Source organism: Escherichia sp. 93.1518 (assembly GCF_013368915.2).
Taxonomy (GTDB): Bacteria; Pseudomonadota; Gammaproteobacteria; order Enterobacterales; family Enterobacteriaceae; genus Escherichia; species Escherichia ruysiae.
In genome coordinates this window covers 1-23,395 of record NZ_JABWMT020000006.1, presented here as the reverse complement: position 1 = coordinate 23,395, position 23,395 = coordinate 1, and the positions used below count along the sequence as shown (strand labels likewise).

The 23,395-nt window shown below is 48.8% G+C and carries 24 protein-coding genes; 9 read left to right on the top strand and 15 right to left on the bottom strand.

The genetic code is table 11. The features are described 5' to 3' along the window. Positions 1-89 precede the first annotated feature (89 nt). Complete coding sequence (gene yacL, locus HEN21_RS06060) at positions 90-452, top strand: protein YacL (protein ID WP_010350025.1); 363 nt, start codon at positions 90-92, stop codon at positions 450-452. 37 nt (positions 453-489) lie between these two features. Here the strand turns inward: yacL and speD are convergent, their stop codons facing one another. The 3 genes from speD to HEN21_RS06045 form a co-directional block, all read right to left on the bottom strand. Beyond that, a complete protein-coding gene (speD, locus tag HEN21_RS06055) occupies positions 490-1,284 on the bottom strand; it encodes an adenosylmethionine decarboxylase (protein ID WP_105285305.1) in 795 nt (264 codons plus the stop codon). Positions 1,285-1,299: 15 nt separating this feature from the next. Beyond that, complete coding sequence (gene speE, locus HEN21_RS06050; RefSeq protein ID WP_016159375.1) at positions 1,300-2,166, bottom strand: polyamine aminopropyltransferase; 867 nt, start codon at positions 2,164-2,166, stop codon at positions 1,300-1,302. Between the two features lie 105 nt (positions 2,167-2,271). Continuing rightward, complete coding sequence (locus HEN21_RS06045) at positions 2,272-2,619, bottom strand: YacC family pilotin-like protein (RefSeq protein ID WP_000846617.1); 348 nt, start codon at positions 2,617-2,619, stop codon at positions 2,272-2,274. 164 nt (positions 2,620-2,783) lie between these two features. On the opposite strand from HEN21_RS06045, the gene cueO reads away from it, so the two are divergent. Next, entirely contained in the window at positions 2,784-4,334 is a 1,551-nt protein-coding gene (cueO, locus tag HEN21_RS06040; RefSeq protein ID WP_176251917.1) for a multicopper oxidase CueO, read from the top strand. A 181-nt stretch (positions 4,335-4,515) separates the two neighbouring features. Here cueO and gcd read toward each other — a convergent pair whose 3' ends face one another. Beyond that, the gene (gene gcd, locus HEN21_RS06035) at positions 4,516-6,906 is read right to left on the bottom strand and encodes a quinoprotein glucose dehydrogenase (RefSeq protein WP_176251916.1); all 2,391 of its coding nucleotides are present in this window, start codon (positions 6,904-6,906) and stop codon (positions 4,516-4,518) included. A 205-nt stretch (positions 6,907-7,111) separates the two neighbouring features. Here gcd and hpt point away from each other — a divergent pair, with 205 nt between their 5' ends. After that, positions 7,112-7,648 (top strand): hypoxanthine phosphoribosyltransferase, encoded by a 537-nt coding sequence (gene hpt, locus HEN21_RS06030; protein WP_000683335.1) that lies wholly within the window; start codon positions 7,112-7,114, stop codon positions 7,646-7,648. 40 nt (positions 7,649-7,688) lie between these two features. Here the strand turns inward: hpt and can are convergent, their stop codons facing one another. Further along, entirely contained in the window at positions 7,689-8,351 is a 663-nt protein-coding gene (gene can / locus HEN21_RS06025) for a carbonate dehydratase (RefSeq protein ID WP_000651600.1), read from the bottom strand. 108 nt (positions 8,352-8,459) lie between these two features. On the opposite strand from can, the gene HEN21_RS06020 reads away from it, so the two are divergent. The 4 genes from HEN21_RS06020 to HEN21_RS06005 all read left to right on the top strand — a co-directional run bounded on the left by HEN21_RS06020 (position 8,460) and on the right by HEN21_RS06005 (position 11,981). After that, complete coding sequence (locus tag HEN21_RS06020) at positions 8,460-9,386, top strand: ABC transporter ATP-binding protein (RefSeq protein ID WP_000150637.1); 927 nt, start codon at positions 8,460-8,462, stop codon at positions 9,384-9,386. Then, positions 9,383-10,153: an ABC transporter permease gene (locus tag HEN21_RS06015; RefSeq protein WP_000972201.1), complete on the top strand. Its 771-nt coding sequence runs from the start codon at positions 9,383-9,385 to the stop codon at positions 10,151-10,153. Before HEN21_RS06020 ends, HEN21_RS06015 begins: the two co-directional genes overlap by 4 nt. Positions 10,154-10,257: 104 nt before the next feature. Then, entirely contained in the window at positions 10,258-10,698 is a 441-nt protein-coding gene (locus tag HEN21_RS06010) for a PTS sugar transporter subunit IIA (protein ID WP_000901973.1), read from the top strand. 56 nt (positions 10,699-10,754) lie between these two features. Beyond that, positions 10,755-11,981, top strand: coding sequence for a polysaccharide deacetylase family protein (locus HEN21_RS06005; protein WP_176251915.1), 1,227 nt, complete (start codon positions 10,755-10,757; stop codon positions 11,979-11,981). A 3-nt stretch (positions 11,982-11,984) separates the two neighbouring features. On the opposite strand, the gene panD is transcribed toward HEN21_RS06005, so the two are convergent. Next, entirely contained in the window at positions 11,985-12,365 is a 381-nt protein-coding gene (gene panD, locus HEN21_RS06000) for an aspartate 1-decarboxylase (RefSeq protein WP_000621508.1), read from the bottom strand. A 273-nt stretch (positions 12,366-12,638) separates the two neighbouring features. Here panD and HEN21_RS05995 point away from each other — a divergent pair, with 273 nt between their 5' ends. Then, on the top strand, positions 12,639-13,559 hold the full coding sequence (locus tag HEN21_RS05995; RefSeq protein ID WP_000339895.1) for an Rpn family recombination-promoting nuclease/putative transposase: 921 nt from the start codon (positions 12,639-12,641) through the stop codon (positions 13,557-13,559). 68 nt (positions 13,560-13,627) lie between these two features. After that, complete coding sequence (locus HEN21_RS05990) at positions 13,628-13,855, top strand: hypothetical protein (protein WP_000351996.1); 228 nt, start codon at positions 13,628-13,630, stop codon at positions 13,853-13,855. Between the two features lie 94 nt (positions 13,856-13,949). Here HEN21_RS05990 and panC read toward each other — a convergent pair whose 3' ends face one another. The 9 genes from panC to HEN21_RS05945 form a co-directional block, all read right to left on the bottom strand. After that, positions 13,950-14,801, bottom strand: coding sequence for a pantoate--beta-alanine ligase (gene panC, locus HEN21_RS05985; RefSeq protein WP_176251914.1), 852 nt, complete (start codon positions 14,799-14,801; stop codon positions 13,950-13,952). A gap of 11 nt (positions 14,802-14,812) precedes the next feature. Beyond that, positions 14,813-15,604, bottom strand: a complete 792-nt coding sequence (gene panB, locus HEN21_RS05980) for a 3-methyl-2-oxobutanoate hydroxymethyltransferase (RefSeq protein ID WP_000805483.1) — start codon at positions 15,602-15,604, stop codon at positions 14,813-14,815. A 165-nt stretch (positions 15,605-15,769) separates the two neighbouring features. Further along, positions 15,770-16,993 carry a hypothetical protein gene (locus tag HEN21_RS05975; protein ID WP_176251913.1) on the bottom strand — a complete coding sequence of 408 codons (1,224 nt, stop codon included), beginning with the start codon at positions 16,991-16,993 and terminating at the stop codon, positions 15,770-15,772. 26 nt (positions 16,994-17,019) lie between these two features. After that, the gene (locus HEN21_RS05970; RefSeq protein WP_000716607.1) at positions 17,020-17,598 is read right to left on the bottom strand and encodes a fimbrial-like protein; all 579 of its coding nucleotides are present in this window, start codon (positions 17,596-17,598) and stop codon (positions 17,020-17,022) included. Between the two features lie 29 nt (positions 17,599-17,627). Beyond that, positions 17,628-18,236, bottom strand: coding sequence for a hypothetical protein (locus HEN21_RS05965; protein ID WP_000782895.1), 609 nt, complete (start codon positions 18,234-18,236; stop codon positions 17,628-17,630). 12 nt (positions 18,237-18,248) lie between these two features. Further along, positions 18,249-18,839 (bottom strand): fimbrial protein, encoded by a 591-nt coding sequence (locus tag HEN21_RS05960; RefSeq protein ID WP_000823892.1) that lies wholly within the window; start codon positions 18,837-18,839, stop codon positions 18,249-18,251. Positions 18,840-18,861: 22 nt separating this feature from the next. Beyond that, the gene (locus HEN21_RS05955) at positions 18,862-21,447 is read right to left on the bottom strand and encodes an outer membrane usher protein (protein ID WP_176251912.1); all 2,586 of its coding nucleotides are present in this window, start codon (positions 21,445-21,447) and stop codon (positions 18,862-18,864) included. A 47-nt stretch (positions 21,448-21,494) separates the two neighbouring features. Further along, positions 21,495-22,223 (bottom strand): fimbrial chaperone, encoded by a 729-nt coding sequence (locus tag HEN21_RS05950; protein WP_000480007.1) that lies wholly within the window; start codon positions 22,221-22,223, stop codon positions 21,495-21,497. A 95-nt stretch (positions 22,224-22,318) separates the two neighbouring features. Next, positions 22,319-22,897, bottom strand: coding sequence for a hypothetical protein (locus tag HEN21_RS05945; RefSeq protein WP_001034994.1), 579 nt, complete (start codon positions 22,895-22,897; stop codon positions 22,319-22,321). Positions 22,898-23,395: the final 498 nt, after the last annotated feature.

The window sequence follows — 23,395 nt, the reverse complement described above, 5'->3', positions numbered from 1 at the left end:
TTCCGCTGTTTTTCTCCGGTAAGGCTGCGATAATTACATCAATGGCGCAATGCGATTTCGGCGCATTGCCGGGAGCAGAGGAACACACTATGGATTACGAATTTCTGCGCGATATTACCGGAGTGGTAAAGGTGCGTATGTCCATGGGGCATGAAGTGGTCGGGCACTGGTTTAATGAAGAGGTGAAAGAAAACCTGGCCTTGCTTGATGAAGTGGAAGACGCCGCGCGCACGCTCAAAGGTAGCGAACGTTCCTGGCAGCGGGCAGGGCATGAGTACACGCTATGGATGGACGGCGAAGAGGTGATGATTCGCGCCAATCAACTGGAATTCGCTGGCGATGAAATGGAAGAGGGGATGAACTACTACGACGAAGAAAGCCTGTCGCTGTGCGGCGTTGAGGATTTTCTTCAGGTGGTGGCGGCTTACCGCAATTTCGTGCAACAGAAGTAACTAAATCAGGCGGAGCCTCGGTGCTCCGCCTGAGCCGTTAAATAGCTGGCATATTGCGCCCGTAATAAATCTCGCGCATTTCTTTCCACAGCGCAGCGGTAATTTCTTTGCGCTCGCTGTCGGTCAAATCTTCCGGTTTGGTGTGGAACATGTAGTGCTTAAGGTCGAACTCTTTAAGCAACATCTTGGTATGGAAGATATTTTCCTGATAGACGTTTACATCCACCATGTCATACAGCGCCTTCATATCCTCAGACATAAAGTTCTGAATCGAATTAATCTCATGGTCGATAAAGTGCTTCATTCCGTTGATGTCACGGGTAAAACCGCGCACGCGATAATCAATGGTTACGATATCAGACTCAAGCTGGTGGATCAGGTAATTCAGCGCCTTCAGCGGGGAAATCACGCCGCAGGTGGAGACTTCTATGTCGGCGCGGAAGGTACATAAACCGCCTTCGGGATGGCTTTCCGGGTAGGTATGTACGCAAATATGACTTTTATCGAGATGGGCAACGACCGTTTCTGGCAGTGGGCCGGGGTGTTCTGTTTTGTCGATGAGTTTCGGGTCAACCGGTTCTTCACTCACCAGAATAGTGACGCTGGCACCCTGTGGTTCGTAATCCTGGCGGGCGATGTTAAGAATATTGGCCCCGATAATGGAACAGGTTTCTGACAGGATTTCGGTCAGACGGTTGGCATTATAGAGTTCATCGATATAAGCAATATAACCGTCGCGCTCTTCGGCAGTTTTGGCGTAGCAGATATCGTAAATACAAAAACTCAGACTTTTGGTCAGATTATTAAAGCCATGTAGTTTCAGTTTTTTCAATTTCTTATCTTCTCCTTAGGACGGCTGTGAAGCCAGTGCGTCTTGCAGATACTGAGGTAAGGCAAAAGCTGCTGTATGGACTGCCGGATTGTAATAACGGCATTTCAGGCCAGAGGCGAGAAAACGCGCCTGAATAATTTCGGTTGAGAGATGGCGTAAGGCGTCGTTATCTGTCGCCCATGCAAAAGTCATGATACCGCCGTAATAGGTCGGGATCGCCGCCTGATAAAAGCCAACGTCGCTGAAGTAATGGCTGAGTTTTCGATGGCTGTCGATGGCCTCTTCCTGCTGTAAAAAGCAGACGCCGTTCTGCGCGACGAAAATACCGCCAGGATTCAGGCAGCGTTTGCAACCTTCATAAAATGCTGAGGTGAACAGGCTTTCGCCGGGACCGATGGGATCGGTACAGTCGGAGATGATCACGTCGAAGGTCTGGCGGGTTTGATTAACGAAATTGACGCCATCGTCGATCACCAGTTTAAAGCGCGGATCGTCGTAGCTACCGGCGTTATGGTTTGGCAGATACTGACGGCAGAACGACACGACACCCGCATCGATTTCCACCATCGTGATTGACTCAACGTTTTTATGCCGGGTCACTTCTCGCAGCATGGCACCGTCACCGCCGCCGATGATCAGCACATGTTTCGCGTGACCGTGAGCCAGTAGCGGAACATGGGTCATCATCTCATGATAGATAAACTCGTCGCGCTCGGTGGTTTGTACTACACCATCCAGCGCCATCACGCGACCAAATGCGGCGTTCTCAAAAATGATCAGATCCTGGTGATCGGTCTTTTCATGATACAGAACATTATCTACAGCAAAGTACTGCCCAAACTGGTCGTGTAGCGTTTCATGCCACCGTTTTTTTTCGGCCATGGGTTGATACCTCCTTTGTTAACACCCGTAAAAAAAGGGCGCAACATAATAGCTAACATTGACCGCAGATGCACGGTCAATATTTCTACAAAAAGGTATCAGGGATTATTTGACGTAGGCAAGCAGGCTTAAGGAATCGCGAGCCAGGGCTTTGCACTTTTTAGCGACGGGAATACCAATACCGCTGAGATCTCGATAGCTATCTTCACCGAGAGATTTCATGTCGAAGGTGTCGTAGTTGCTGAGATCCCACTGGTTTTGCTGGGCGAAAAAGACCAGTGCGCGACGAATTTGCCCGTTAGGTAAGTTCTGGTAACCGCAATCGTTCTTCAGAAAAACAAAAACAGCCGTTAAATCGGCCATATCTTCGGCTTCAGACTCGCTGAGCGCGTAACTGTTTGCGCATACAGCCATCAGGCTGCCGAATAATACTGTTCTGAAAAACGTCTTCATTGCTTCTACCAGGACTTAAAGATGATAAACGTTAGCACACTGCGAGCGAGGCGACGACCATTATTGTGGATTAAATTATGTCTGTGGCTTGACCTTCCTGTAAGGGGAAGGACTATGCTCAACGTTTGATTTTGTTTCGCCTGCTTAAGAATAAGGAAATAACTATGCAACGTCGTGATTTCTTAAAATATTCCGTCGCGCTGGGCGTGGCTTCGGCCTTGCCGCTATGGAGCCGCGCAGTATTTGCGGCGGATCGTCCAACGTTACCGATCCCTGATTTGCTCACGACCGATGCCCGTAATCGTATTCAGTTAACTATTGGTGAAGGCCAGTCCAGCTTTGCCGGGAAAACGGCGACCACCTGGGGTTACAACGGCAATCTGCTGGGGCCGGCGGTGAAATTACAGCGCGGCAAAGCGGTAACGGTTGATATCTATAACCAACTGGCGGAAGAGACGACGTTGCACTGGCACGGGCTGGAAGTGCCGGGTGAAGTGGACGGCGGCCCGCAGGGGATTATTCCGCCTGGCGGTAAACGCACGGTGACGTTGAACGTTGATCAACCTGCCGCTACCTGCTGGTTCCATCCGCATCAACACGGCAAAACCGGGCGTCAGGTGGCGATGGGGCTGGCAGGGCTGGTGGTGATTGAAGATGACGAAATCCTGAAATTAATGCTGCCGAAACAGTGGGGTATCGATGATGTCCCGGTGATTGTTCAGGATAAAAAATTTAACGCCGACGGACAGATTGATTATCAACTGGATGTGATGACCGCCGCCATGGGCTGGTTTGGCGATACGCTGCTGACCAACGGCGCTATCTACCCGCAACATGCTGCTCCGCGTGGCTGGCTGCGTCTGCGTTTGCTCAATGGCTGTAATGCCCGCTCGCTCAATTTCGCCACCAGCGACAATCGCCCGCTGTATGTGATTGCCAGCGACGGTGGTCTGCTACCTGAACCGGTGAAGGTGAGCGAGCTGCCGGTGCTGATGGGAGAGCGTTTTGAAGTGCTGGTGGAGGTTAACGACAACAAACCGTTTGACCTGGTGACGCTGCCGGTCAGCCAGATGGGGATGGCGATTGCGCCGTTTGACAAGCCGCATCCGGTAATGCGGATTCAGCCGATTGCTATTAGTGCCTCCGGTGCTTTGCCAGACACATTAAGTAGCCTGCCTGCGTTACCTTCGCTGGAAGGGCTGACGGTACGCAAGCTGCAACTCTCTATGGACCCGATGCTCGATATGATGGGGATGCAGATGCTAATGGATAAATATGGCGATCAGGCGATGGCCGGGATGGATCACAGCCAGATGATGGGGCATATGGGGCACGGCAATATGAATCATATGAACCACGGCGGGAAGTTCGATTTCCACCATGCCAATAAAATCAACGGTCAGGCGTTTGATATGAACAAGCCGATGTTTGCGGCGGCGAAAGGGCAGTACGAGCGTTGGGTTATTTCTGGCGTGGGTGACATGATGCTGCATCCGTTCCATATCCACGGTACGCAGTTCCGTATCTTGTCAGAAAATGGCAAACCGCCAGCGACGCATCGCGCAGGCTGGAAAGATACCGTTAAAGTAGAAGGTAATGTCAGCGAAGTGCTGGTGAAGTTTAATCACGATGCCCCGAAAGAACACGCTTATATGGCGCACTGCCATCTGCTGGAGCATGAAGATACGGGGATGATGTTAGGGTTTACGGTGTAAAAATACTGTATTCGGGAAGATGCCCGGATCTCTCCGGGCATTAAACTGATGACAAACGCAAAACTGCCTGATGCGCTACGCTTATCAGGCCTACGCACCATACGATTTTGTAGGCCGAATAAGGCGTTTACGCCGCATCCGGCATGAACAAAGCGCACTTTGTCAGTAATCTGAGCGAATCTTACTTCACATCATCCGGCAGCGCATAAGCCACAATATAGTCGCCCATCTTCGTACCAAATGAACCGTGACCGCCTGCGGAGATCACCACATACTGCTTACCATTCACTTCATAGGTCATCGGTGTTGCCTGACCGCCCGCTGGTAGACGACCCTGCCACAGTTTTTCACCGTTGCTCATGTTGTAAGCGCGCAGGTAGTTATCTGCCGTAGCGGCAATAAACAGCACGTTACCCGCCGTGGAGATTGGTCCGCCAAGCATCGGCATACCCATGTTGAACGGCACCGGAATCGGCATCGGGAACGGCATACTGTCCTGCGGCGTACCAATACGTTTCTTCCACACCACTTCATTAGTTTTCAGATCCAGCGCCGAAATATAACCCCATGCTGGCTGTTTACACGGCAGACCAAATGGTGAAAGGAACGGATTGAGCGTGACGCCATACGGTACACCGTACTGCGGCTGAATACCGGATTCCGTACCCGTGCCTTTGGCATCTTTCGGTTGTTCCATTGGGTTGCCAGGGCCGCGCGGGATCAGTTTCGAAACAAATGGCAGCGCCATTGGGTTGGCAATTGCCACTTCACGATTCGGATCAACGGAAATCCCGCCCCATTCGAACATCCCCAGGTTACCCGGGAATACCAGCGTACCCTGTTCAGATGGTGGGGTGAAAATGCCTTCATAGCGCATCTGGTGGAACATCACGCGGCACACCAGTTGGTCAAACATGGTAGCGCCCCACATATCCGCGCCGCTCAAATCTTTCGTCGGACGGAAGCTCAGTTCAGAGAACGGTTGGGTCGGGGTAACGTAATCGCCTTTCGCTGCGCCTTGTGGAACCGGTTTTTCCGGAGCCGGAACCACCAGTTCACCATTACGACGATCGAGCACAAAAATGTTGCCGGTTTTCGCCGGAGCATAAATAACCGGCACCTTCTGACCATTAACGGTGATATCCGCCAGCGTCGGCTGTGCCGGAAGATCCATATCCCACAGGTCATGGTGAACGGTCTGGTAACTCCACGCCAGTTTCCCGGTAGTGGCATTCAGCGCCAGAATCGAGCTGGCATAACGTTCCTGCTCCGGTGTGCGGTTACCGCCCCAGATATCTGGCGTGGTCACGCCCATCGGCAGATACACCAGATCCAGCTTCGCGTCATAGGCCGCAGGTGCCCAGGAGTTTGGCGAGTTAAAAGTAAAGGTGTGTTCGTCAGAGGGGATCGCGTTCGGATCTTTCGCGCCCGGATCAAAGGCCCACAGCAGCTTCCCGGTGTTGACATCAAAACCACGGATCACGCCAGACGTTTCGCGGGTTGAGAAGTTGTCGGTGACTGAACCGGCCATTACGATGGTTTTATCGGTGATAATCGGCGGCGAAGTCGGCTCATACAGACCCGGTTTGGTGTCCGGCATATTGCTTTGCAGATTGAGCACGCCTTTATCGGCGAAGGTTTCGCACAGCTTGCCGTTTTCAGCGTTAATCGCAATCAGGCGGCCATCATTCACCGGAAGAATGATACGACGCGGGCAATCCGCCATCACTTCCGGCGAAGCGGTTTCAGCTTTGGCTTCATGATAAGAGACGCCACGGCAGGTTACGTGCTGGAAAGACTCGTTGGTTTTCAGCTCAGGATCGTAATGCCATTTCTCTTTGCCGCTGGCGGCATCGAGTGCAAACAGGCGCTGGTGAGCGGTGCACAGGTAAAGCGTGTCACCCACTTTAATTGGCGTCACTTCATTGGTGATTTCGCCCGGATCGTTCGGCTGTTTCACATCACCCGTGCGAAATACCCAGGCTTCTTTCAGGTTGTGGACGTTATCGGCGTTAATTTGTTTCAGAGGCGAAAAGCGTTGGCCTTCCTGATTGCGGCCATAGGCAGGCCAGTCCTGATCGGCAACGGGGGAGATGGCTTCTGCTGGTGTGGCATCGGCGCTTAAGGTGCCATTGATTTCCTGCGGATCGTTAAATCCCGCCCAGGTGAGGATTCCGCCGCTAATCAACAGTGCCACCACCAGCGCGGCAACTGCGCCACTGGAAGGAATGACCAGTCGATGCCAGACAAACGGCAGGATCAGCCAGATGCCGAAAAAGACCAGAATATCGCTGCGCGGGGTCAGCGCCCAGAAATCGAAACCGACTTCCCAGACGCCCCAAATCATGGTGCCGAGCAGCAGAGCCGCATACAGCCAAAGCGCGGCGCGTTTACTGCGCCACAGCATCCAGGCGACGCCGAGCATCACAAGGCCTGCAATAGGATAGTACCAGGAGCCGCCAATCGCGACCAGCCAGCCTCCGCCAATGAGAAGATACAGCCCGCAAAGAGCTGCAAAAAGAGCTGTTAGCGTGACGAGTAATCGTCGCGAGCCGGTATTGTTAATTGCCATAAAGAAACACCATTTCAATTCATTAATATTTTAGTAGCAATTAATTATAGGTTTTAACATGTGTGATCGTCATCACAATTTGAGCTTTATTAACAGATTCCGCCAATGAATAGTTTTACTGGTATACTGCGTGTCTTGCGCTTTGCTGCGGTGCCGAAGCCAGCCCGTGCGAAGTGATTTGTTTTTAAATCATATGGTTAGAGATATGAAACATACTGTAGAAGTAATGATCCCCGAAGCGGAGATTAAAGCGCGTATCGCCGAACTGGGTCGTCAGATTACTGAGCGTTACAAAGACAGCGGCAGCGATATGGTGCTGGTAGGCCTGCTGCGTGGCTCATTTATGTTTATGGCGGACCTGTGCCGTGAAGTTCAGGTATCTCATGAAGTCGACTTTATGACCGCCTCCAGCTACGGTAGCGGCATGTCCACCACCCGTGATGTGAAAATCCTCAAAGATCTGGATGAAGATATCCGTGGCAAGGACGTGCTGATTGTTGAAGATATCATCGACTCGGGGAATACACTGTCGAAAGTGCGTGAGATCTTAAGCCTGCGCGAACCGAAGTCGCTGGCGATTTGTACGCTGCTGGATAAACCGTCCCGTCGTGAAGTGAACGTCCCGGTAGAATTTATCGGTTTCTCGATCCCGGATGAGTTTGTGGTGGGTTACGGCATTGATTACGCACAGCGTTACCGTCATCTGCCGTATATCGGCAAAGTGATTCTGCTGGACGAGTAAGTGTGAAGTTGCCGGATGTGTTGCATCCGGCATGGCGAATTTATTTGTGGTTGATGTGCTTCAGCTTGAGGTTGGAAATCCCGTGACGGTAACGTTGCTCAAGGGTTTCGCGGTTAGTCGCTGTGACATCCAGATCACGCAGCAAGCCGTCGTGAATGCCATAGGCCCAGCCGTGAATGGTAACTTTCTGCCCGCGTTTCCACGCTGATTGCATAATGGTGGAGTGGCCCAGGTTATACACCTGTTCCATGACGTTCAGTTCACACAAGGTATCCAGACGGCGCTCTTGCGGCATTTCGCCGAGCAATGAGCTATGTTTGAACCAGATATCGCGGATATGCAGCAGCCAGTTGTTGATAAGCCCCAGTTCCGGGTTTTCAACTGCGGCTTGTACGCCGCCACAACCGTAGTGGCCACAGATAATAATGTGTTCAACTTCGAGTACATCCACTGCATACTGAACCACGGAAAGGCAGTTCAGGTCAGTGTGAATGACCAGGTTAGCAACATTACGGTGAACAAAGAGTTCGCCCGGCTCAAGACCGGTTAAACGTTCTGCAGGAACGCGACTGTCGGAACATCCAATCCATAGAAAGCGCGGTTTTTGCGCTTGTGCCAGTTTCTCAAAAAACCCGGGATCCTCTTCCACCAGCATTTTTGACCATAGTGCATTATTGCTGATGAGTGTATCTATGTCTTTCATGGAGGTTAACGACCTGTAACCAAATAATTACGTTTGGCTAATATAGGGCAACTCCGGGACGATTTAAACCACAGATAAAGTGTAAGAACGTAAGGTAAGTAAAAATTTATGACCATTGCACTGGAACTTCAACAGCTTAAAAAAACCTATCCAGGCGGCGTTCAGGCGCTTCGTGGAATAGATTTGCAGGTCGAAGCGGGTGATTTTTATGCGCTTCTCGGGCCGAACGGGGCCGGGAAATCGACCACTATCGGTATTATCAGCTCTCTGGTAAATAAAACCTCCGGGCGGGTCAGCGTATTTGGTTATGATCTCGAGAAGGATGTCGTGAACGCTAAACGTCAGTTGGGACTGGTGCCGCAGGAATTTAACTTCAACCCGTTTGAAACCGTGCAGCAAATTGTGGTGAATCAGGCAGGGTATTACGGTGTGGAGCGCAAAGAAGCGTACATTCGCAGCGAAAAGTATCTTAAACAGCTCGATCTATGGGGAAAACGCAACGAACGTGCGCGTATGTTATCTGGCGGGATGAAGCGCCGTTTAATGATTGCCCGTGCGTTAATGCATGAACCTAAACTACTGATTCTCGACGAACCGACCGCAGGCGTGGATATTGAACTTCGCCGCTCAATGTGGGGCTTTTTGAAGGATTTAAACGACAAAGGCACCACCATCATTCTCACCACACACTACCTGGAAGAAGCAGAAATGCTGTGCCGCAATATCGGCATTATTCAACACGGTGAGCTGGTGGAAAATACCTCGATGAAGGCGCTGCTGGCGAAGCTGAAATCGGAAACCTTTATTCTCGATCTCGCACCGAAAAGCCCGTTACCGAAGCTCGATGGCTATCAGTACCGACTGGTAGATACCGCCACGCTTGAAGTTGAAGTGCTGCGTGAGCAGGGGATCAACAGTGTGTTTACGCAGTTAAGCGAGCAGGGCATTCAGGTATTAAGTATGCGTAACAAAGCCAACCGTCTGGAAGAGCTGTTTGTTTCACTGGTTAATGAAAAACAAGGAGATCGCGCATGATGCATCTTTACTGGGTGGCGTTAAAAAGCATCTGGGCGAAAGAAATTCATCGCTTTATGCGTATCTGGGTGCAGACGCTGGTGCCGCCGGTCATCACCATGACCCTTTACTTTATTATCTTCGGCAACCTGATTGGTTCTCGCATTGGTGATATGCATGGCTTCAGCTATATGCAGTTCATCGTACCGGGGCTGATCATGATGTCGGTGATCACCAATGCCTATGCCAACGTTGCATCATCATTTTTTGGTGCCAAGTTCCAGCGTAATATTGAAGAGTTGCTGGTCGCTCCGGTTCCAACGCACGTGATTATCGCCGGATATGTCGGCGGTGGCGTGGCGCGTGGTCTGTTTGTTGGCATTCTGGTGACGGCGATCTCGCTGTTTTTTGTGCCGTTTCAGGTGCATTCGTGGGTATTCGTTGCTTTAACGCTGGTGCTCACAGCGGTGTTGTTCTCCCTTGCGGGTTTGCTGAACGGTGTGTTTGCCAAAACATTCGATGACATCAGCCTGGTGCCAACCTTTGTGTTAACGCCACTCACGTATTTGGGCGGGGTCTTTTACTCCCTGACTTTGCTGCCGCCGTTCTGGCAGGGGCTGTCGCATCTGAACCCGATCGTTTATATGATCAGTGGTTTCCGCTACGGCTTCCTCGGCATTAATGATGTGCCGCTGGTCACTACTTTTGGCGTACTGGTTGTTTTTATTATTGCGTTTTATCTGATCTGCTGGTCGCTGATCCAGCGTGGGCGCGGCTTGCGTAGCTAAGTCTATCTCCTCTCCTCCGGATGCGGGGGAGGGGAGTTTTGACGGCTATCACCCTTTATCAACACTGGTCAGGGTAGACTGATTTTCGGCTAAGGAGGAAAGCGATGTTAGGTTGGGTCATTACCTGTCACGACGATAGGGCGCAAGAGATACTGGATGCGCTGGAAAAAAAACATGGTGCACTTATCCAGTGTCGGGCAGTAAATTTCTGGCGCGGGTTAAGTTCAAATATGCTTAGCCGCATGATGTGCGATGCTCTGCATGAAACGGACTCTGGCGATGGGGTGATTTTTTTAACCGATATAGCAGGCGCTGCACCTTATCGCGTTGCGTCGTTATTAAGCCACAAGCATTCTCGTTGTGAAGTCATTTCTGGGGTGACGTTACCGTTAATTGAGCAGATGCTCCCCTGTCGGGAGACAATGTCCAGTGCGGCATTTCGAGAGCATATCGTGGCATCAGGAGCGCCTGAAGTCAGTAGCCTCTGGCATCAGCAACAAAAGAATCCCCCTTTTGTCCTCAAGCACAATTGGTTCGAGTATTAAATCGCATTCTGATTTTGCTACACTAACTGCGTTGTTTCTCGCCTGGTAGTTTCCTCATGATTAAAAAGATAATTTTCCTGGTGCTGCTGGTTTCATCTGCTGTCAGCGCAGCACTTCCCACGCGTTATATGCAAACCACTCAGGATGTGACTATCTGGGGAAAAATTGGCGACAACACGGTAACAGTCGGTAACATTCGTGCCGGGCAGATTATTTCGGTCATCCCAACCGCAGCCGATTATTATGAATTCAATTTTGGTTTTGGTAGGGGGTATATTGATAAAGGTCATCTTGAGCCTGTACAAGGGCGGCAAAAAGTTGAAGATGGTCTGGGCGATCTGAATAAACCACTGAGCAACCAAAATCTTATTACCTGGAAAGATACGCCGGTATATAACGCGCCCGATGCAGGCAGTGCGCCATTTGGCGTGCTGGCCGATAACTTGCGTTATCCCATTATCAATAAATTGAAAGATCGCCTGAATCAAACCTGGTATCAAATTCGTATTGGCGAACGCCTGGCCTATATCAGTGCGCTGGATGCGCAGCAGGATAATGGTATTCCTGTATTGACCTACCATCATATTTTACGCGATGAAGAGAATACCCGTTTTCGGCATACTTCGACCACAACGTCGGTACGTGCATTCAATAACCAGATGACCTGGTTGCGCGACAGGGGATATACCACGTTGACCTTGTATCAACTGGAAGGATATCTGCGTAATTCGATGAATCTACCTGCTCGCGCGGTTGTGCTGACGTTTGATGATGGTTTGAAGTCGGTGAGTCGGTATGCATATCCCATTCTGAAAAAATACGGTATGAAGGCGACGGCATTTATTATTACCTCTCGCATCAAACGTCATCCACAGAAATGGAATCCACAGTCATTACAGTTTATGAGTATTTCTGAACTGCATGATGTCAGCGATGTTTTTGATTTCCAGTCACATACCCATTTTTTACATCGGGTTGATGGTTATCGCCGACCCATATTACTTAGCCGCAGTGAGCATAATATTTTGTTTGATTTTGAACGTTCACGTCGGGCGCTGACGCAATTTAATCCGCATGTATTGTATCTTTCTTATCCGTTTGGCGGATTTAATGACAAAGCGGTTAAAGCGGCAAATGATGCCGGGTTTCATCTGGCGGTGACGACCATGAAAGGTAAAGTTAAACCGGGGGATAATCCCTTGTTGCTAAAACGGCTTTATATCTTAAGAACGGATTCGCTGGAGACGATGTCGCGGCTGGTGAGTAACCAGCCGCAGGGGTGATTATCAGGCAACCTGAACCGGGATCGCTTTTGCGGTACGTTTCATTTCGTTGTCGCCTTCAAAGTAGGCGACGTTTGGCCGCCAGGTACGGGCTTCGGCATCTGGCATAGTGACGAAGCTGGCGATGATGACAATATCGCCGACGCTGGCGCAGTGAGCCGCCGCGCCGTTGACAGAAATAATTCTCGAACCGCGCTCTGCCGCGATGGCGTAGGTGGAGAAACGCTTGCCGTTGGTGACATTCCAGATATCAATGGCTTCGTTTTCGAGAATACCGGCTGCGTCAAGAAAATCCTGGTCAATGGCGCAAGAACCTTCATAGTGCAGGTCCGCATGAGTCACTTTCACGCGGTGGAGTTTGCCCTGCAGCATCGTGCGAATCATAACTTCTACCTTTCTACCCTGTCGTTAACGAAGCAGGCGGAGCCTGCTTTGAGAAAATTCTCACGCAGTATTGCCCGATTTTTGTTTAGTGTCTACTCATCTGACGGCATTTGCATCAGCAGTTTGCGTACCGCGCCGAAGCCCGCCATGCAACGCCTGTAACCGATTGAAATTTCTCTGAACGCTGCTCGGTAAACAACAAAGAGGCGGCTGACGACTGCGTGCCTTGACTGGATACTGCCTTCACGCAAGACAACACGGAAGGCAGGTAAGATGGACGCACCAAGTACCACGCCGCATGACGCGGTGTTTAAACAATTTTTAATGCATGCGGATACCGCTCGCGACTTCCTCGACATACACCTGCCTGAGGAATTGCGTGAGATCTGCGATCTCAACACGCTGCATCTGGAGTCGGGAAGTTTCATCGAAGAGAGCCTGAAAGGGCACAGCACCGACGTGCTCTATTCCGTGCAAATGCTGGGTAATCCCGGCTATCTGTATGTCGTGATTGAACATCAAAGTAAGCCGGACAAAAAAATGGCCTTTCGCATGATGCGCTACTCTATTGCTGCCATGCACCGACATCTGGAGGCTGACCACGATAAGCTGCCGCTGGTGGTGCCGATTCTGTTTTATCAGGGCGAGGCCACACCTTACCCGCTCTCCATGTGCTGGTTTGATATGTTTTACTCACCGGAACTGGCGCGACGCGTCTACAACAACCCTTTCCCGCTGGTGGATATCACTATCACGCCGGATGACGAAATCATGCAGCACCGGCGGATTGCGATCCTCGAACTGCTGCAAAAACATATTCGCCAGCGCGACTTAATGTTATTGCTGGAGCAACTGGTCACGCTGATTGACGAAGGGTACACTAGCGGAAGTCAGTTAGTTGCCATGCAAAACTATATGCTGCAACGCGGTCATACTGAACAAGCGGATTTGTTTTACGGTGTGGTGAGAGACAGGGAATCGGGAGGGGAGTCTATGATGACGTTGGCGCAGTGGTTTGAAGAGAAGGGAAGACAGGAGGTAAGACAGGCGGTGAGACAGGAGGTAACACAGGAAGTAAGACAGGAAGTAAGTCAAGAATTCGCCCAACGTCTTCTGAGTAAAGGAATGTCTCGGGAAGACGTTGCAGAGATGGCAAATTTACCTCTTGCTGAGATTGATAAACTGAGTAATTAAGTTGTCGGTATTATCAGTTATAGCCAGATAATTGTTATTGTTAACTGACCAGATAATTAAGGGAACCTATGGACATAAAGACACGGAGAGAAACCAGGCAGACGTTGGCGCAGTGGTTTGAAGATAAGGGATTTCAGAAGGCGTATCAGGAGGCGTTTCAGAAGGGATATCAAGAGGGACTCCAGAAGGAAAGGCAGGAATTCGCCAAGCGTCTTTTGAGTAAAGGGATGTCTCGAGACGATGTTGCAGAAATGGCCAATTTACCTCTTGCTGAGCTTGATAAGCTGATTAACTAAATTGCCTGCGATATGAATAATTGCTTACAGACGTCATCGCCATGACGTGGGCAAATGAATAACTGGCGCCATCAGCCGTAGCGCCAGTTAAATATTACGCCAGCTCGACCATTTTGTTGTCGATCAGGCGAGCGTCGCCAAGCCAGGCTGCTACCAGAATCACGGCGCGTTTGCTGTTTTCAGTGACTTCCAGCAACGTGTCAGCATCACGAATCTGAATATCATCGGCGCGGAAACCTTTTTCATTCAGTTCTTGCCCTGCAATAGCAATAATCTCATCGAGATCCCGCTCTCCAGCCTGCAATTTGTCTGCAATCGAACATAAAACCTTGTACAGACCTGGCGCAATTTTGCGTTGTTCTGCCGTCAGATAACCGTTACGAGAACTGAGCGCCAGACCGTCTTTGGCGCGCATAATCGGCACACCGACAATCTCAATATCAAAGCCCATATCGGCAACCATTTTGCGGATCAGCGCCAGTTGCTGAAAATCTTTTTCACCGAAGCAGGCGATATCGGGCTGGATAAGGTTGAACAGTTTGCTGACGATGGTTGATACGCCGCGAAAATGGCCTGGGCGGCTGGCGCCTTCCAGCATGGTGGACAGCCCCGGAACGTCAACATAGGTGTGGGTTTCTGTACCGTTCGGGTAGATCTCTTTTACTGATGGAGCGAAAACCAGATCCACCTTACGTTTGTTTAGCTTCTCGCAGTCTTCCTGCAAGGTGCGTGGATAGCGAGCCAGGTCTTCCGGGCGGTCGAACTGCATCGGGTTAACGAAAATACTGACGACGACCACATCGGCGCGGGCTTTGGCTTCATCGACCAGCTTCATATGACCATCGTGCAGGTTACCCATGGTAGGCACCAGCGCCACGCGCTTGCCTTCCATACGCAGGCGGCGAATTTGCTGGCGCAGCAGCGGCAGGGTTTCGATAATTAACACAACGTGACTCCTTAATGGAAACTGTGTTCTTCGCCCGGGTAAACGCCGGACTCCACTTCAGCCATATACTGCCGTACAGCAGCGCGGATGTCGCCCGCTTCGGCAAGGAAATTTTTGGCGAATTTAGGGATGTGACCACCGGTTATGCCGAATGCGTCGTGCATCACGAGGATTTGTCCGTCGGTTACATTCCCCGCGCCAATACCGATAACCGGAATCGCCAACGCCTCGGTAATACGTTTTGCCAGCTCAACCGGTACGCATTCCAGCACCAGCAATTGTGCGCCTGCGGCTTCTAACGCTAATGCGTCATTGAGTAAACGGTCGCCTGCATCGCCGCGCCCTTGCACTTTATAACCGCCGAAAATATTCACCGACTGCGGCGTTAAGCCCAAATGCCCACACACCGGAACGGCACGTTCGGTCAGCATTTGAACTGTTTCTACCAGCCAGGCACCGCCTTCGATTTTGACCATATTCGCACCCGCGCGCATGACAGTTGCGGCGTTTTCAAATGCTTGTTCAGGAGTGGCATAAGCCATAAATGGCAGGTCAGCCAGCAGCAGACAGTTTGGCGCACCGCGACGAACGGCGGCTGTGTGGTAGGCGATATCTTCCACAGTGACGGGGAGGGTAGAGTCATGTCCCTGAACCGTCATTCCAAGGGAATCACCCACCAGCATGACGTTAATTCCTTCATCGGCAAACAATTTTGCAAAGCTATAGTCGTAAGCAGTGATGGTGGCGAAGCGTTTTTTGTCCTGTTTACATTTTTGCAGCAGGGAAATGGTAGTCGGTTTCATAACGTATCCTGATGGCTAATGTCAGATCTGTTGGCATTCTATCAGGCGGAGAAGGGGGGGCAATCGTTTTAGTGATGTCAGCTACGCCCGGGCAGAAGTTGCTGACCGGGCGTAGTGAGTATGGTGATGCGTGGTTTTTATATAATAACCAGCTTCATATAATAATCATTCATAGGAGAAAACCAGCGTCCCATTTGCGCCAACGGTTCCTCCCGTGACGACTGTTTCTACCGGGCCATCACGAACGACTTGCGCCAGGAAGTTCAACGTTTGTGATGTACCGCTGGTGATGTCGTCCAGGTTAATAAAATCACTGTTCCATACGTCAGGTTCATTTTCCGTATAAGTATTTGCACTGTCGGCCCGCAGTAACATTGTTTTTGTGCTGCTTTTAGCCCAAATGGCAACGGCAGCTCCCTGAGCGGTACCGGAATTATTGCCCAGCAATGTCGGATCTGTTCGCGCGGCAAAAGCTGTTTTTAATTTAACCTTAATATTACTTACCGCCAGGCAGTTAGCTAACATAACCTGAAAAGGTACCTGCCGGGTTATATTTTTTTTCACCTCTACAGTGGTGTATTTCCCGAGATCAACAGTCGTACTATTTTTCATATTATCGCCAACCAATTGGGCGGTATAACATGTTGGGCCAGAGACGTAAAAGTCGGTCATGTTTAGCTGAAGTGCAATATAGGTATTTGCCCCACTACTGGCTTCGAATATAACTGCGGGGCCATTCGCAGTTAACGCATAACCGGGGTTAGGATTTATTAGCCATTTCACCAGAAAGTCGGATGCATACAATCCCTGACTATTGGCATTTGGGCTAAAAGTATTATCAATATAATATCTAACGCTAATATCTACAGACAGTGGTACACCCTCAGCAGGAATATCACGACAGTTGCTAACCGTTGATTGTGTTTTTTTTATCCCGTCGATTAAATAAAATGTTCCTGGTGAATATGTTATCGATGACGCGCTAACGTTGATGATCTGGAATGTAAAATAGAGTCCTTGACGGTCGGTACGAAATAATTGTTCACCATTAACCATTTTCCCCGGTTCTGCGACTAAGTTGTGTGCCACATTCGTACGGGCTTCTGAACCCAGAGAGCAGTATACGCGACCAGAGCCCGAAGATGAGACATAAGTGCCGCCACTACGCTCCAGACCGGTGTCAACAGGGGAGACTGAATTTGTTGGTGCGATGACAGCACCTGTTCTTGCAAAAGGCCTTAATTGCCCCGAAAAAAAGCCGGGGCTATTTTTATCATGCATGTCACCGTAACTTGGTTCTATAGCTTGAGTAGGGAGCGATACTGTGATGGTCGCCAGTACCAGAAGCGCCATTATGATATGCATAAGGCTATTTTGAGATGCTTTCATTATATTCTTCAATCCATTGAGTTGGTTTAGTTATAGCTTGCATCCACCAACACGCTCGTGGAAACTTTCCCGGCAGACACCGTTTGTAAGGCGTTAACTTGTTGCATCCTGGTGTAAAAGGTCCAGCTACTATTCACCAGTTTGTCAGCCGTTACGCTATAGATGGAGCGGGATTGTCCACCAGGCGACCAGACATTAAACATGTTGTTATGATCTACAGCCGAGAAAATCACAATACCGACATTTTCTGCTCCAACGGTTTCCTCATTTGGGAAAATTTGTTGCGAGCCAGCTGCAAATACACCGTTCTTGGGCATGAACTGGAGATGGAGTTGGGAAAGCGAATTTTCTCCCGGTGCAGTACAACCTTTCACTTTAATAGAAAAATCTTCACCGCCGTCAATATTTTGTTCTGCAGTCATACCACTGGTGAAATAATCCAGCTTCACTGTAGATAAGTTAATGATCCCGCCATTGCTAATTTCCAGCTCACAGGTGGCGCTGGTAATTGTCGCTAACATTTCAAGGGGTAATTCGGCGTGAAGAAGAGGGGCGGGGAACAACGCCCCCACCACCACAGCAACCGCAAGGCGGTGTTTTTTCATAATGTCCCTTATCACATTTAGCCAGTTTATTACTGGTAAGTAATGTTGAATACGGTTGGGGCGCTAAAGGTACCGGCAGTGATGTCTGTGTCTGCTTTACCTGTGTCTCTCACTAACGTTGCGTAAAGATCAACTAATCTATCTCCACCGGGTCTGGATATGGCATTTGTCAGATCCACCTCACCAGGGGTTGAGCTGTTGCAACCAAGAACAGGCCCTGTAGAAGGTGTATGAGTGAGACCAACTTTTACCGCGACGGCATTTGCTCCACCCGTTGCGGTTGAATTGCGGTTAGCAAAATAGCTGCCCGTACCGTTGTTATCACAAGAAAAACCTGCTGCAGGGGTAACGGAAATAAGTGCTTTTTTCCCCGGAATACCTGCGCAGCCTGTCAGTGAAATCTGGAACAGTTCTGACTTTGTTCCATTTTTAATGTCATCAGTATATATCGGGCCGGTAAAGGTAACCTGAGTGATTGGTGTGCCACCACCATTTTGCATTACTGCATTACAGGTACCGGTTTTTACATTCGTGGTTACGGTTAAATCAATGTTTTGTGTTGCCTGTACTGATGTTGACAGAAAACCGCCACAGGCCAGCACACTCAGTAAACATAACGGTAATGTTTTCATTTTCATGGTGTAGCCCTGTTATTCGTAGTTAAAATTAAAAGTTGCTTTCGCACTAAATGTACCGACACGAAGATCGCCCAACGTTGACGTGGTCGCCCGGAGTGCGACAGTCATGGGTACACCTGTTCCCTGGACGGTTGATGAACCAAATTCAGGCGCAGTCCAGGTTATTTTACTGGTGTTGTCATTGGGTTTAACAAAGGTATCGCCAGAGGTGCTTGTTCGTTTAAAACCCATACCAATATTCTTGGTTTTACCATCGCTAACATCGAGTGGAACGATTAAGTTTGAACCAGCTACAACGCTTTCTTGTGTCGAAATTGTTGTGCTGACAGCAGTTGTACTCTGGCAGTCCTTTGGTTTAAGGAAAAATGTTGCTTCTGAACCACTCTCTTTATTCTGGATCTTGTCTAACTCAATATCAGGAATAGTCAGGGTATAGCCCCCAGCGACATCACCAGTAAGTGTTCCACCACTGGCATTGGTTATTTCCATATTGCAGGTGGGTTCATTAATCTCGGCAATAAACTCCAGGTCTAATTCATTAGCCCAGGATGGCGCCGAAATCACCAGTGTGGCCAGGGCTAAATAAAGGTTTTTTCGTTTCATAGGATTTCCATATTGAACGACATTAATGTGCTCCAGATACCGTACACATTACGTTATCCAGCACGACAGTTCTCTTACCATCCTCTTCAACGAGAGGGGCTTGGTAAAAGGCTTTACAGGACTGTGGCTGCTGGGTTTTTACATCGACCCAACGAATGTTGAGCTCACCTTTTTCAGCAATACCGCGCACAAATACCTGATTTCCCTGGCCGACGCTCCCCAAAACGTTTCCTGTCTCATCAGTTACGTCAGCCGCAAAGGGAAGGATATTGCCGTCGCTACGACGCATATGGATAAGCGCAGAACGGCCCTGATCGGTTTCAAAACTGGTCAGAATAACGGCCCCGCTACGCGGAACAGTTTTCACACTGGTACTTTTCAGTTCGACATCGTTTTCAAGTCCTTCGATATCCAGTGACACTTCATTTTCACGATAAGCAGATGCGGATGAAGTGATGCCATAGCCCCAGCGGTCAACAGTATTTTGACCACCGTTTATTCGTGCTCCTTTCGCTCCCGGCGCTTTTACCAGGACTAGGGTATCGCTGTCGTTGAAGCTGTCGTTAGAAAACGTCAGGCCGCCTCTATGAAGCACAAAACCACCGTCGGTACTCAGGGATAGCTGACGGGAGTTATCACTGGTGGCTGAAGCAGAGCTGGATATCGTTCCCCATGGGGAATCGTAGCTAAAATAGCCACCAATAGTGCTCAGGTCGGCGCTTCGTTTATTCATGTTGTAGCCGGTATTGAGGCTGTAGCTGTAATTCTCATTACTGCCGTTGCTGCTGATATTCATGGTATGGTTGCCATTGAAATCACTGCTGACTCGGCTGTCGATATAACGGAAACCACTCTCCCGGCGCTTCCCGCCCAACAGTGTTTCAATTGGCAGGGTAATGCTCAGATACATGCTGTCGTCTTTTCTATTATTTTCGTCCCAGGTGCGCTGTACGCTGACGCTCCACGATCCCCAAGAATGTCCTTTGCTGTAACCCATACCATAGTTGGAACGACTACCTCTTCCTCCCCAGTAATCCATCCAACTTCCATTTAAGTAGAACGAACCGTAGTCCTCTTCGCCTACTTTTAAAGGTTGGTTAAGACTCACAGTGAATTGATTACGCAGACGTGAATATGTCTCCATAGTGGAATCGTCGCCTTTATCAAGATACTTTGCGTTATCCTGTAAGGTCAGAGCATCATTCAATCCCAGATAGTCGCTGGTGGAATAGCGATATGCGGCCAGGTTGAGAGACGTATTTGTCGGGGTGAATAATTTATTCCATGAAATACGGTAACTCTGCCCGGTATATGTGTTGTCATTTTCGACGATGGCTTTTGACTGCGTGACGTCGAACGAGAACGCACCCATGCTAGTGTTTACGCCTACACCCAGTAATAGCGCCAGATAATCACTATCGGTTATCTGAATACCGGTGTAACCGGTAAAGTAGTTGTTCAGACCGTAATAGAAACTTCCTTGAAGAAGATTGTAATCATCGCGTAGCGAGTCATTATCCACCTGACCACCGCTAATATCCCACCGACCAACGCCAGGGCGCAGCATTTGTGCAACTGACGAAAAGGGTTGGGTAAATGTGCGTTTTGAACCATCTGCTTCTTCAATGGTGACAACAAGATCGTTTCCGTAACCTGCTGGCGAGAGATCATCAATAACGAAAGCACCCGCAGGCACCGTACTCTCATAAATTTTATAACTACCCTGAGTAACAGTTATTTTTGCGTTACTGTTTGCCACACCGCGAATTACGGGCGAAAAACCGTTCAATGATGGCGGTAACATCCTGTCATCGCTATAAAGTCGAACCCCTTTAATGGATACAGAGTCGAACGTCTCACCTGTCGTGTAGGTTTCGCCCAGAATTAATTGTGAACGGATGGCGGAGATGTCTCGCTGTAAATAGCGGTTTTGAAAATCGAAGCGGCTTTCGCCGTCATTTGTCCAGCTATAGTTTCCGTTAGTGCGCAGACGCCAGTTACCCAGATTAATACCCGCATTTAGCGCCGCATAAAATGACTGATTATCATCGCCATGATATGAGTTTTCCCAGCCGTTTAAGCGGTAAGAGAGCATTGCAGCAGTGACACCATCCTCCCATAAAGAGGGATCGACATAGCCCTGATAATTGGTTATTAGCCATGCCTGGGGGATCGTGAGATTAAATTGTTGTTCACCGACATCGAAATACTCATGTGCTTGTGGGATAGCGACACTAAGATTCAGACAATCGTCTTCAGGATTTTCACGTTTTTGCAGAATACCTTCGTTATCTTTTAATTCAGGCTGTTTTATATGTAAACGGGCCAGCATTTTATGAGAAATACACGCTGAAGCTACTTTACTTCCGGTATCGATAAACTCAATTTCCATACTACTGGCTGATATATCATTTACATATACGCGCGCGTTATATTTCCCTGGTAATACAGGATTACCTTCGGAATAACGAGAAAGATCGATGCCCGCAGCAGAAGAGCCCATAAGAAAATTAGCATCGTATTCAATGGATTCCGCAGCCACTGCGAATCCACTAAATGCACTAATGCAACAAAGGGCAATATGTTTCAACTTACAACGAATCATCATTCTCTTGTGCTCATGTACTGGCGCTCAGCCATTAAACGAAATAAAAATCAGAGCGACGCATTTCCCGTCACTGAACTACCAAAATCATTAATGGCGGCATAGGTTATTTTCGCACCGCTAATTGATGAGCTGAGTCCCTCAACATTAAATACAGCCTCGTTTTTCGGCGGTATCATTGAGGCCTTTACTGCATATTCTTTGCCATTTGCTTTCAATGTGACAGAAGCATAGGAAACGTGAAACTGAGTAGGGTTAGTGGCTTTAATTTTATTACCTTCCCAACGCCATTTAATGGCGGCAGGGGCAGAAAACGCATCACCGGTAAGTCCTGTCGGACGATAGAACAATTTAATACGTGTGCGGAATGCAAGCTGTAATATATTTTTATCAGCGACATCGGCTGCATTGGCTTTAGGGGGAATTTCCAGTACGTTAAACCAGAACACGCTTTCCCGATCTTTAGGCAGTTGTTGGCTACCGGTATAGGTGATGGTGATGGTCTGCCCGCGTTTGGGTTCAATACGAGATACTGGTGGCGTGGCATTAAAGGGTACCTGGATTGCTGATGGATCAGCATTATCATTGCCGGTATCTAACCAGGTCTGGACCAATAAAGGACGAGCTCCTTTATTTTCTAGTCGCGCAGTTACACTTTTGTCTTTTTCAGCGTAAATAATACGCGTACCATTGATAACAATATCGGCATGAGCTACTGGAGTAACCATCGCACAAAGTGTAGTCAATATTGCGATATTTAGTTTATGACTCAAAAACATTCATTTATCCCTTTATATATCTATCCCTTAAATGGGATGCCATGACGGCATCCCATAATGTTTTTTCCGCAGAAGCTTCTTAGGAAAAATGCGCCTTAGTTGTAGCTAATGATATAAGAGGTGTTTGCTTTAACGTGGCCCGCTGATACCGCCGCGCCAGCTTCGCTGGTTGCGTAAGAGGCTTTGTAAGTCCAGGTTGCAGATTTCTTATCGGAGCTGAGTGTTCCTGCAAATGCGCTGGAACTGTCGCCAATTTTAACTAACTGCAGAGCGCCGCCAGAGGCAACATTGTGCAGAGCGATGTCGACGTTTTTCGCCGCTTGATCAGTTTCAATATTGCTCAGGGTGCCCTGGGCTGTATTGTTGAACATAGAGTCAAAAGTCATACTGGTGCTGTTAAGGTCAACAGCGGTACCAGTGCAATCGAGTTTCATATCGATCTGCTTATTTTCACCATTGATAGCGGTTTGTTCAACGTTACCAACGTCAGCGATAGTGACTGTCTTCAGCATGACGTTATAGTCATAACCTTTCTCGTTGTTGATGATCATGGCACAGGTTCCTGTCGTTACCAGACCGCCAATATTAAGTTGCCCACCTTCTACACCTGCAGTAGCTGAGCCAGCAACAACGAAAGAGGCTGCCAGAGCGGCTGCTAAAATCTTCTTGTTCATTAATAATTCTCCATTGGGGATTTTATACGTAATTTCTTCAATGTTTATAGTTAGTTGCCTTCGAAGTTGCATTCCCTGGCGAAATAACTGCGGCAGAAGATACATGCTTATGTGAATTCTGTAAAATTGATGCGATGAATTGTAAATGGATAATACATTTGTTTTTAAGTTATTTATTTGTGGTGCGGATGATTCGTGGTGAGTTATCTATTTTTATTTACAGAAATGAACGGAGTAAAGGGGGGGATAATGAAAAAAAAAGTCCCATCACGGCAGGTTGTACGCGACTAATTGAAGGTCGGATGGTTAAAGGAAATGTCGGATATGTCGACTGTGATACGAGCAGAAGGTATATATACCTATATATAATATCTATATTTTTTGTTTATTTAGAAATTTTAAAAAGTGATGTTAGAAATATTAACGTCACAAAAATGTTATTATAGATTAGCTGTGTTTTGCATCAACTTTCTGCACGAAATGTGCTCTCTATAGTAA